General features: G+C 65.6%; 7 protein-coding genes. 4 read left to right on the forward strand and 3 right to left on the reverse strand.

Features of this window, described 5'->3' with window-relative positions; all coding sequences use genetic code 11:
• Positions 1 to 267: 267 nt before the first annotated feature.
• On the reverse strand, positions 268 to 3,075 hold the full coding sequence (locus tag VLF38_RS01500) for a hypothetical protein (protein ID WP_325269521.1): 2,808 nt from the start codon (positions 3,073 to 3,075) through the stop codon (positions 268 to 270).
• A 214-nt stretch (positions 3,076 to 3,289) separates the two neighbouring features.
• Between VLF38_RS01500 and VLF38_RS01505 the strand changes: the two genes are divergently transcribed.
• The gene (locus tag VLF38_RS01505; RefSeq protein WP_325269522.1) at positions 3,290 to 5,218 is read left to right on the forward strand and encodes an ATP-dependent nuclease; all 1,929 of its coding nucleotides are present in this window, start codon (positions 3,290 to 3,292) and stop codon (positions 5,216 to 5,218) included.
• A gap of 223 nt (positions 5,219 to 5,441) precedes the next feature.
• Here VLF38_RS01505 and VLF38_RS01510 read toward each other — a convergent pair whose 3' ends face one another.
• On the reverse strand, positions 5,442 to 8,327 hold the full coding sequence (locus tag VLF38_RS01510) for a vitamin B12-dependent ribonucleotide reductase (RefSeq protein ID WP_325269523.1): 2,886 nt from the start codon (positions 8,325 to 8,327) through the stop codon (positions 5,442 to 5,444).
• A 152-nt stretch (positions 8,328 to 8,479) separates the two neighbouring features.
• Positions 8,480 to 8,986 carry a transcriptional regulator NrdR gene (gene nrdR, locus VLF38_RS01515; protein ID WP_325269524.1) on the reverse strand — a complete coding sequence of 169 codons (507 nt, stop codon included), beginning with the start codon at positions 8,984 to 8,986 and terminating at the stop codon, positions 8,480 to 8,482.
• Positions 8,987 to 9,362: 376 nt separating this feature from the next.
• Between nrdR and VLF38_RS01520 the strand changes: the two genes are divergently transcribed.
• From VLF38_RS01520 to lexA, 3 genes are all read left to right on the forward strand, one after another.
• Entirely contained in the window at positions 9,363 to 9,632 is a 270-nt protein-coding gene (locus VLF38_RS01520) for a hypothetical protein (protein WP_325269525.1), read from the forward strand.
• A 191-nt stretch (positions 9,633 to 9,823) separates the two neighbouring features.
• On the forward strand, positions 9,824 to 10,204 hold the full coding sequence (locus tag VLF38_RS01525; protein ID WP_325269526.1) for a LysM peptidoglycan-binding domain-containing protein: 381 nt from the start codon (positions 9,824 to 9,826) through the stop codon (positions 10,202 to 10,204).
• Between the two features lie 245 nt (positions 10,205 to 10,449).
• Positions 10,450 to 11,169, forward strand: a complete 720-nt coding sequence (gene lexA, locus VLF38_RS01530) for a transcriptional repressor LexA (RefSeq protein ID WP_325269527.1) — start codon at positions 10,450 to 10,452, stop codon at positions 11,167 to 11,169.
• Positions 11,170 to 11,211: the final 42 nt, after the last annotated feature.

Consider the following 11,211-nt stretch of genomic DNA (forward strand, 5'->3'; position numbering starts at 1 on the left):
GCAGCAGCCGAGCAGCGCTGACGCGATGTGCCGCCCGTGGAACGGCGCACGGCCGATGGCTGGAAGGGAACCTGGCGGGAGCACACGACAGCGATCAGGTTGAAGTCATCACCTTCCGGGAGAGGCTGGCGTGTGACGGGTGTTAGCGCGGCCCCACAGAGGGCTTCGCGCGAATTTGGTTCAAGACGCTCGGCGTGGATTTGGTAAGCGAGGAGCGCGGGGTGAGACAACGCCGAGGGTTGCCGGGGCCACGGTCGGAGAGCCCTGTCAAGTGAGCGAGTCGCCGATCGGCTGCCGCGCCACCTCGGCGAGAACCTCATCGCGCAGACCTGCGGCCAATTGCGGGGCATGGATGCTCACGTCAGCCAACGATGCCTCCAATGCATAGGCTCCATCGGCCAACGACATCAGAGCCACCAAGTTGGCCGTCGGAGTCCACACCCCGTCATACATGAAGCCCAATTCCGCGGCAGCGTCGATGGCGCTCGACTCCCATGATTCGCCAGCTGCATAGTGCAGGAACTGCTCTCGCCGCTCCAGCCACCAAGCGGGATCGGGTTCGTTCTCAAAGCCCCCCTTGGTGGTCTTCACCCCGGCGAGCATCGAGGCGTCGGTCCGGATTGGGGCGCTCGAAGCCAGCCCAGAGATGCGGCTCTGCACTCCTTCCACTGTGTTGCGGGCAGACGGCGAGAAATTGAGCGCCAGCCTCATCGCATCACCGATCTGCTTGCGGAGATCGTCGCGTGAGTCGGCAGCCTTCATCAGGGCGCGGGCGACCGAGAGCCTGTCTGTCAGGAGTGGCTGTCGAAGAGCCCCGCAGGCTCTAGCGAGGATGCGCCGCTGGAAAGCAGGGTGGGGCGCTGCCATCCCATCGTCAATGATGCCCAGTGCGAGGTCCGGCCCCACTGGACACAGGGACCCGAGCCGATCCGTTGCCGAGTCGTCCAGCGATTCCACTAGCGCCACGATCGCTTCGTGCTGGTGGTCCTGCGGCTCGGCGAAGTAGCGACCAGCAGCGAAGAGCCAGGCGAAGCGCCAGTGTGGGCTTGGAGCGGCCCGCCGAAGGCGCTCGATGACTCGGTCCACCGTGCCCGTCGTCAGATAGCGACCTGCCATCAATTCCTGTAGTTGCCGGACGTCAAATCCGAGTCCCTGATCGCCGTGCGGCGCGAGAAGCACGAGCCGATGCGTGGCTGCCTGAACGATGCTGTCGAGCAGGTCCGCGTCACCACTCGACGGGTCGAGGCCCGACTCATGAAGCACTTTCCACGCCACAGCACGAACGCGGTCGAGCGAGATGATGGCGGCAGAACCATCTGCGTTCTCGCTGTGGGCCTGCAACTCAAAACCGATGCGCTCGTGCAATCGGGTGATCTGCGGCGACCAGTCCTTGATCAGGCCGCTCAGCGATCCTGACTTGCCCTTCTCGCGCTTTAGAACAGTTTCGTAGTAGCCCCAGAAGAGGCCGTAGCGGTCGGGAGCAAGGCGCCCAGCATGCTCGGCGATGATCGTCATAATCAGAACTTGCAGAGGGGTCTGCATGAGGTCCAGCAGAGCCTCATCCTTGGAAGCCTTGGTCAGTTGCTTCTCGACGTCCTCGATTCGCTCCGCGTCGGCACCGAGGCGAACACGCGTGACGTGTCTTCCGTAAGCGAGTGCCTGAGCAGGAGTCAGGCGGGCGAGGTCAACGCGCTGGAAGAGGTTGGGGCTGATGGCCTCCACGTAGCCGGTCGGGCGTGTTGTCACGACTAGCAGCAGGTCGCAGTTGTCGCCGTCGGCATCGGCTGCAACCGTCGCAATTTGGCTGATCAGCCGCTTCCGCGTCTGCGGCTCGGTGACCTCGTCGAGCCCATCGAGGACGACGAACCACGGCCATTGGCGGCGCCAGGAGTCCAAGGCACTGGGCGTCACGTCACCGAGATTCGACTGCTTGGAAACCTTGTGGGCGATCCACCGCAGAAGCGTGGCGTCTTCGCTGAGTCCGCCCTCCTCGACGTACTCCCCAAGATCGATACGGATGGGCCAGCGGCGGTGGTGCGGCAACGCCAGCCCGAGCGACGCCAAACGCTCGCGCGTTCCTTCGATGGCCTCCTGATGCTCGGCGGACAGGTGCGGGGCGCCGTCGAGAAAGGCTGCTCTGTAGATCTGGACGAGGAACTTTGAGAACGTCGTCTTGCCGTTGCCCGGTCCGCCAGCCACAACGATGTGGCGACGCTGAGAATGCAGTCCAAGGCGGGGACGCAGGACGCGTTCCCCTTGCGCCAGGACATGCCCAAAGAGGGTAGCGGCGTCGCCGTCCGGGCCCGCCTCTAGGTCCAGGTCAATGGCGACCGTTTCGATCGGCGTGCCCGAGGCGACCGCTCCAGCATCGTCGAAGTAGAGGGTGCGCTCACCGATCAGGGCCGAACGGGCGTGAGCGCGGAGCCCTTCCTCCAACTTGTCGAGCGGTAGCCGATCCGTGAAGTCGGCGAGATGCGCAAAGACGTCGGCCGCAGTGAGCAACGCCGCAAAGGCTCTCCGCACCGCACCATGAGCGGAAACCATCGCATCGACCTGGTTTCCCTCCCAGATGCGGAATGTCTTGATCTTCTCGATCCGGCCCAGTTTCGCGCGGCGCTCGGCGCCATCGGTTACGTCGTACTTGTCGGTCGCCAGTTGGGCGACGTACGACGCGATGTACTTCTGGATGGTTGCGAGTCCACCCGCGTCGGGATCGGGCGACAGTGGCACGTTGGTGATGAACACGAGGTTGTCTGGGATCGGGTTTCGCCGCTTTTCCGGGTCAGCCCAGAGTTCAAGTTCCGAGCGAATCTCTCCCCAGAGCCATGCCGCATTCTTGTGCGGTTCCTCTGCGCGCCGGTCCTTCTTCTTCACCTGGAAGACGGTGTAGCCATCGAGGGTCTCCTCGGGCTCAGACTGGGTTGGCCAATTCAGTGCACCGTTGAAGTACATGTCGCGACCACCGTCGCGACCGGCACCCAGGATCTGGACCGAAGGGCCGAACTCGGCGACCACCAGTGCCGCGGCGAGGTCCTGAAAGGACTGCGAGCCGAGGCGGTCCAGGTCGTGTTGCACGCGACCATGGTGCCAGTCGGCGTCGGGCCACGATTGCGGAATTGCCGCAGCGAAGAGGCCGTGCGCCTAGCCTCCGCATGCGACTGGACGTTGGGTAGTAGAGGTCAATTGTCGGGGGCTCCAAGTAACTTCGAAACCGGACAAGCCGGGCGGTGGTCTGGGCGGCGGTCGTCCGCGGGAACGGGGTCACCACCCCTGACAAAGGAGGTTGCGAGTGCGTCTCGTAAATGCGCGAGTCCAGAACTACCGGAGCATTGAAGACTCCGGTGAGATCGTCTTTGAGAACGATGTGACCTGTCTCGTGGGAAAGAATGAGTCAGGCAAGACGGCCGTGCTTCAGGCGCTGCACCTTCTCAACCCGCTGAACCCGATCAAGGGCAAGAAGACCTACGACGAGGTCATGGACTATCCCAGTCGCCATTCGTCGGCCTACAAGCGCTCCAAGGTGAAGGAGGGCCCGGCAAACGTTCTGACAGCGACGTTCCGTCTGGACGACGGCGAGTTCGAGGCGATCGAGCGTGACTTCGGCGCTGGCGTACTTCAGCGTCGCGAGGTCATCGTGACAAAGGGCTACGGATCGGGGATCTCGTACGACCTGCCACGGCACGAGGAGGTTGCCGTCGCGCACAAGGTGTCGGCCCTTCAACTGCCCGCCGACACCGCCAAGGTTGCAGCGGGAAGCGAGACCTTCGCCGACCTGCTCGACATCCTGTCCAAGGTCGAAGAACCGCATTCGACCGTGAAGGAACTGATCGCCGAGATTGAAGGATGGCGTGACCAGAACCTGGCACGCCACATCATCGACGACTACCTGCACCCCTGGCTGCCACGCTTCTTTTACTTCGATGACTACAACGTCATGAAGGGCGATGTCTCGATCCCCAACCTGCGCGAGAAGCAGAACAACGGAACGCTTACCCCCGCAGACCAGACGTTCCTGTCACTGCTTGCGACCGTCAATGCGGACCTCGACGACCTGGAGAACAACTCCTACGAGGCGATGATGCGCGAACTCGAAGGCGCGGCCAACGGCATCACCGACGACGTGATGCGGTTCTGGTCCCAGAACAAGGATCTCGAAGTCTTCATCGACGTTGCGCCCGCGGACCCGAGCGACGAGCCGCCGCTCAACACCGGCCCCGTGGTCCACGTACGCATCCGCAACCAGCGCCACCGAGTGACGGTGCCGTTTGACGAACGCTCGCGCGGCTTCGTTTGGTTCTTCTCCTTCTTCGCCTACTTCTCGAACATCGAGGTGGACGAGAACCGAGCGACGATCATCCTGCTCGACGAACCCGGTCTGAACCTCCACGCGACCGCACAGGGCGACTTCCTCCGCTTTATTCAGGACCGACTCGCAGACGAGCAGAACCACCAGGTCATCTACTCCACTCACTCGCCGTTCCTGATCCAGCCGAATCGGATCGACCGGGTCCGCACGGTGCAAGACGTCGACAACAAGGGCACGAAGGTGTCATCGGAGGTCTACACCACCGACAGCGAGACCCTCTTTCCGCTCCAGGGCGCACTCGGCTATGACCTTGCCCAAACTCTCTTCGTAGGCCCGAACTGCCTCCTGGTCGAAGGCCCCAGCGACCTCCTCTACCTCCAGTTGCTGTCGCAGGCCTGTGAGGCAAAGGGCCGATCGACGCTTGATGACCGCTGGACGGTCACGCCGGTCGGCGGCGCAGACAAGTTGTCGACGTTCGTGAGCCTGATCGGCGCCAACCAGTTGAACGTGGCGGTGCTCATGGACTCCAACAGCAAGGACAGGGCGCGGGTCGCAACGCTCCAGCAAAACGGCAGGCTTGCCTCCGATGCCCTCATTTTGGTCAGCGAGGTCGCCGGTCAGGCCGACGCGGACCTTGAGGATCTGTTCACCGACTCGTTCTATCTGGACCTCGTCAACGGGGCCTACAAGACGAAGATCAAGGTCGGCGACCTGACCGCCAAGGGCGGTCGAATCGTCGCGCGCGTCGAGAAGCACTTCCAGGAGCACCGCATCGCCGGTGGAGCACTGAACCACTACAAGCCATCCGCCTACTTGCTCCGTGAGCAGGTCACGCTCCTGCCGAAGTTGAGCGACACGACGCTCGTCAAGGCCAGCGCGCTGTTCGACCGCATCAACGCATTGATCTGCTGACTCAGCGCCAAGCGGACCTGGCCGATTGCCGTGTCACCAGCCCCAATCGGTGTCGGAGAAGACCTGTCGACTTCTGCACCCGCCCTCGACTTCGACCGCGAGATGGTTGCCACACAACGAGCCGAAGGTCCTTGCTGATCCGGCGTTGATCTCGGTCCACATACGGACGTCAAGGGGCCGGGCACCTTGCGGTGACCGGCCCCTCGTCGTACGGGCTTAGCTATCAGCTGCAGCCAGAGGTGCTGCCGCAACCCTCGCAGACGTAGCACGAGCCAGCGGGCCGCATCTTCGTGCCACACGTGAAGCACAGCGGTGAGTCGACGGCGGTGCCGGTGATGATCTCCAGCAGCTCGGCGGAGGTCTTGGCGGCGCGACCAGCGGGCTCAGCAGCCGGCTCCACAACCTCGGCCTCGACCACGGTCTCCTTCTCGACGACCGCGGGGCGGTCGGCGACGACGGGCTGGTCGACGGTCTTCAGCGACTCCGACTCGGAGAGCTCGAGCGGCTCGTAGGAGCCCGTCTCCAGGTGGCGCTGACGCTCCTCGGCCGAGTAGATGCCCAGCGCGGAGCGGGCGTCGAAGTCGAGGTAGTCCAGGGCCAGGCGGCGGAAGATGTAGTCCATGATCGACTGCGCCATGCGGACGTCGGCGTCGTCGGTCAGGCCGGCCGGCTCGAAGCGGAGGTTGGTGAACTTCGCGACGTAGGTCTCGAGCGGCACGCCGTACTGCAGGCCGATCGAGGTGGCGATCGAGAAGGCGTCCATCACGCCGGCCAGGGTCGAGCCCTGCTTGCCGAGCTTCAGGAAGACCTCGCCGAGCGAACCGTCCTCGTGGGCACCCGACGTCATGTAGCCCTCGGCACCGCCGACGGTGAACGACGTGGTGCGCGAGACGCGGGACTTCGGGAGGCGCTTGCGGGTCGGGGCGTAGACGACCTTCTCGACGATCTTCTCGACGACCTCGGTCTCGGCGGCCGCAGCCTTGTCGGCAGCGTCCTTCTTCGCCTTGCCGCCACCGTCGGCGAGCGGCTGGCCGACCTTGCAGTTGTCGCGGTAGACCGCGGTCGCCTTGAGGCCGAGCTTCCACGACTGGAGGTAGATGTCCTCGATCTCCTCGACCGTCGCCGACTCCGGCAGGTTGACGGTCTTCGAGATCGCGCCGGAGAGGAACGGCTGGCAGGCGGCCATCATGTTGACGTGGCCCATCGGCTTCAGGGCGCGCGCACCCATCGCGGTGTCGAAGACCTCGTAGTGCTCGGTCTTCAGCCCCGGGGCGTCGATGACGTGACCGTGCTCGGCGATGTAGGCGACGATCGCCTCGACCTGCTCGGGCTGGTAACCGAGCTTCTTCAGCGCCCGCGGGATCGTCTGGTTGACGATCTGCATCGAGCCACCACCGACGAGCTTCTTGAACTTCACCAGCGAGAAGTCGGGCTCGATGCCGGTGGTGTCGCAGTCCATCATGAAGCCGATGGTCCCGGTCGGCGCGAGCACCGAGGCCTGCGCGTTGCGGAAGCCGTTCTGCTCACCGAGCTTGAGGACGTCGGCCCAGGCCTGCGTGGCCAGCTTGTGCACCTCGGCGTCGGCGATGTGCAGCGTGCGGACGTCGTCGTTCGCCGCCTGGTGCTTGCGCATGACGCGCTTGTGGGCGTCGGCGTTGCGGGCGTAGCCGGCGTACGGGCCGACGATCGCGGCGAGCTCCGCCGAGCGCTTGTACGACGTGCCGGTCATCAGCGACGTGATGGTCGCCGCCATCGCGCGACCGCCGTCGGAGTCGTAGCCGAGGCCCATCGCCATGAGCAGCGCGCCGAGGTTGGCGTAGCCGATGCCGAGCTGGCGGTAGTCGACGGTGGTCTTGCCGATCGCCTCGGTCGGGAAGTCGGCGAAGCAGATGGAGATGTCCATCGCGGTGATGATCACCTCGACGGCCTTCGCGAAGAGCGCGGCGTCGAAGGTGTCGTCGTCCTTGAGGAACTTCAGCAGGTTGAGCGAGGCCAGGTTGCACGACGAGTTGTCGAGCGACATGTACTCCGAGCACGGGTTGGACGCGGTGATGCGGCCGGTCTCGGGGTTGGTGTGCCACGCGTTGATGGTGTCGTCGTACTGCAGACCCGGGTCGGCGCAGGCCCACGCGGCCTCGGAGATCTTGCGGAAGAGCTCGCGGGCGTCGACCTTCTCGATGACCTCGCCGGTGGTGCGCGACTTCAGGCCGAAGTCGGTGCCCGCCTCGACGGCCTTCATGAACTCGTCGGAGACGCGGACCGAGTTGTTGGCGTTCTGGTACTGGACCGAGGTGATGTCCTTGCCGCCGAGGTCCATGTCGTAGCCGGCGTCGCGGAGGGCGCGGATCTTGTCCTCCTCGCGCCACTTCGTCTCGACGAACTCCTCGATGTCGGGGTGGTCGACGTCGAGGACGACCATCTTGGCCGCACGACGCGTGGCGCCGCCTGACTTGATGGTGCCGGCCGAGGCGTCGGCGCCGCGCATGAAGGAGACCGGGCCGGAGGCGGTGCCGCCGGACTTCAGCAGCTCCTTGGAGGAGCGGATGCGGGAGAGGTTGAGGCCGGCACCGGAGCCGCCCTTGAAGATGAAGCCCTCCTCCTTGTACCAGTTGAGGATCGAGTCCATCGAGTCGTCAACAGCGAGGATGAAGCACGCGGAGACCTGCTGGGGAGCGGTCGTGCCGACGTTGAACCAGACCGGGGAGTTGAAGGAGAAGTACTGGTTGACCAGCAGCCAGGTCAGCTCGTCCTCGAAGACCTTCACGTCGGCCTCGGTGGCGAAGTAGCCGTTGTCACGGCCGCCGGCGACGTACTTGCCGACGACGCGGTCGATGAGCTGCTTGAGGCTCTGCTCGCGGTCCGGGGCGCCGACGGCGCCACGGAAGTACTTGGTGGTGACGATCGTCGAGGCGTTGACGGACCAGAAGTCCGGGAACTCCACGCCGCGCTGCTCGAAGACGGTCGCGCCGGTCTTCCAGTTGGTCTGGACGACGTCGCGTCGCTCCCACGTGATCGCGTCGTACGGGTGAACACCCTCGGTGCTGAAGACGCGCTCCATCTTCAGTCCCTTCCCCGTCGCCTGCTGTGCGGCGGAAACCGTCTCGGTCATCGTCTCTCCATTTCCCCTGATGTGCGGCCTGATGCCCTGCTGGGTGCTGCTCGGTGCTGCTGGTGCCCTGGTGCTGGGTGTTGCCAGTGGTGCTGTTGTTGCATGGAGGCCCGACACGAAGCTTCCCCACTCTGTGCCGGGCCGGTCTGTGGTCACCCGGTGTGGGTGAGGTCCTTCTCCTGCCGGTCCATCTCGTACGCCGCCGCGGCGGCCTCGCGCTCGAGGCGCAGCGCGTCGATCTCCTTGGCGAAGTCGTCGGCCGACTCGAACGCCCGGTAGACGCTCGCGAAGCGGAGGTAGGCCACCTCGTCGAGCGCACGGAGCGGGCCGAGGATGGCGAGGCCGACCTCGTGCGCCGCGAACTCCGCCTGGCCGCTGCAACGCAGGGCGCCTTCGACGTCCTGCCCCAGGCGAGCCAGCTGGTCCTCGGTGACGGGGCGGCCCTTGCAGGCCTTGCGCACGCCACTGATCGCCTTGTCGCGGTTGAACGGCTCCGTCGCGCCGGAGCGCTTCGAGACCATGAGCTGCATCTGCTCGACCGTGGAGAAGCGGCGGTCGCAGGCCGGGCAGACCCGGCGCCGGCGGATCGCGCTACCGTCGTCGGCCACGCGGGAGTCGAGCACGCGGGTGTCGGTGTTGCGGCAGTGCGGACAGTGCATGACTCGGCTCCTTTCGCGGGTCTGGCCTGTGGATAACTCGGCGCCTTCTGTTGAGGCGCGGCTCACATCTGTTGACTACATGTGGAAAACCACAACGGTGTAACTACTAGATGTAGTGGTAACCGTACGTCGCGACCCCCAGGGCCGCAACCTTGCATTTCGGGCCGGATTGGGCTTCAGGGCGTGTCGGATGTGGCCCAGGTCGCAAAAGCGCAGGTCAGCACGGAAGAGCTGGTTTCTGGTCGACAAAATCTGCGGTCTGCGTGTCGCGCGTGTCGCGCCGTGACAGAATCTCGGCGTGACATCGGGGGCAAAGCACGCAGGCAGCCGCAAGGCGCCCCGGAGTGCACGGCCCCCACGGTCCAACGACCGCCACGTGGCCATTTATGCCGCCGGAGTCACCTTCGCCGTGGTCGCCTGGGGCTACCTCGTCTGGGCCGCCATCGACTTCGGTGCGACCGCCCGCTCGGGCAACAGTGCCGCGTGGATGTTCCTTGTCCTGGCCTGCATCGGCGCGGCCTCGTGCCTCTTCGCCGGACTCATGCTCGGCGTGCGACTGCTGACCGTCGTCGGCATCCTCTCGCCGCCGCCCGGCTCCCCCGAGGCAGCCGTCCGCCCCGGCGGCGGACGCCGCGCCGCACGCTGAAGCTGCGTGACGCAGGCCTCGAATCTTTTTTCGAACGAGGCCTTGCATCGTTCGAACACATGATCTAACTTCGATCACGTGTTCGATCGAACGTCTGATCGATCTCCCGCCTTGACCGGGTGCCGGTTCTGTCGGGGGTCCTGACTAGACATTCGCTCGTCACCCCGACCGACTCTTCCCCGGAGGTCCCGATGAGCACGATCAGCTTCGCCCCCACGTTCGACGTCCGCCCGGCCCGCACGGCGCGCCCGGCGCGCTCGACTGCCGCCCCCGCCGGTCAGCTCCGGCTGACCCGCCGCGGCCGTCTCGTTCTCTTCATGGGTGCTCTCCTGGTCGCGTTCGCTCTCGCCTTCGTGGTGATGGGCGGCTCGAGCGCCTCGCCCGAGTCCGCAGGCACGCCGACCGCGACCGAGCGCATCGTCGTCGCCCCGGGCCAGACGCTCTGGCAGATCGCGTCCGACCACGCCGCGGGCGGCGACGTCCGCGCGACCGTCGACGCGATCGAGAAGCTCAACGCGCTCGACAGCGCGATGCTCTACGCCGGCCAGGAGCTCTTCGTTCCGGCTGGGTGACACAGACTGCCGGCCACCACTGGTGGGTGGCCGGCCCAGATTCCCGCGCGTCGCCTCGACCCCGGCGCGCGGGATGGGGAAGACGCGGGGCGGAGGCTGCAAGGGAAGGCAGCCCCGCCCCGCCTCACATTTCCTGGCCTTCCTCGGGTCGAAGATTCTCGCGACACGTTCGAACAGGTGTTTGAACAACGCGTGTGATCCCACTACGTTGAACTCACCCGATCCACCGACGTAAGGCGCAGACGATGGCGACTCCTCCCCGCAAGGTCTCCGAGCTCCCCGACGGCCCTCCGGACGCGACGGGTCTGACCCCGCGCCAGCAGCGGATCCTCAACGTCATCCGCGACGCCCTCGAGACGCGGGGCTACCCGCCGTCGATGCGCGAGATCGGCGACGCCGTCGGCCTGACCTCCTCCAGCTCGGTCTCGCACCAACTGAAGGTGCTCGAGCAGAAGGGGTTCATCAAGCGCGACCCCAACCGCCCGCGCGCGATCGAGGTCTTCCTGCCCGAGGTGCTCGCGGCCCGCCGGTCGATCGGCGCGGCCGAGGAGACGGCGTACGACGAGACCGGCATCGGCGACTCGGTGCCCGCGGCGACGTACATCCCGCTCGTGGGCCGCATCGCCGCCGGTGGCCCGATCCTGGCCGAGGAGCGCGTGGAGGACGTGTTCCCACTGCCAAAGAGCCTGGTCGGCGACGGCACCCTCTTCCTGCTCGAGGTCTCCGGTGACTCGATGATCGACGCCGCGATCTGCTCCGGCGACTACGTCGTGATCCGCCAGCAGCCGACCGCCAACAACGGTGACATGGTGGCCGCGCTGCTCGACGGCGAGGCCACCGTCAAGACCTTCAAGAAGAAGGACGGTCAGGTCTGGCTGATGCCGCACAACGACGCCTACGACCCGATCGACGGCACCCACGCGTCGATCCTCGGCATCGTCACCGCAGTCCTGCGCCGCGTCTGACCTCGTTTGCTCGTCGAGTCGTGCCCCGTCGCTGTCCGCGGC

The sequence above is a fragment of the Nocardioides sp. genome, assembly GCF_035481145.1.
GTDB lineage: Bacteria > Actinomycetota > Actinomycetes > Propionibacteriales > Nocardioidaceae > Nocardioides.

What these genes read in the sequence shown, in the direction of transcription:
- VLF38_RS01510 (WP_325269523.1), bottom strand. Translation starts at nt 8,327, where the DNA reads ATGACCGAGACGGTTTCCGCCGCACAGCAGGCGACGGGGAAGGGACTG.
- nrdR (WP_325269524.1), bottom strand. Translation starts at nt 8,986, where the DNA reads ATGCACTGTCCGCACTGCCGCAACACCGACACCCGCGTGCTCGACTCC.
- VLF38_RS01525 (WP_325269526.1), top strand. Translation starts at nt 9,824, where the DNA reads ATGAGCACGATCAGCTTCGCCCCCACGTTCGACGTCCGCCCGGCCCGC.
- lexA (WP_325269527.1), top strand. Translation starts at nt 10,450, where the DNA reads ATGGCGACTCCTCCCCGCAAGGTCTCCGAGCTCCCCGACGGCCCTCCG.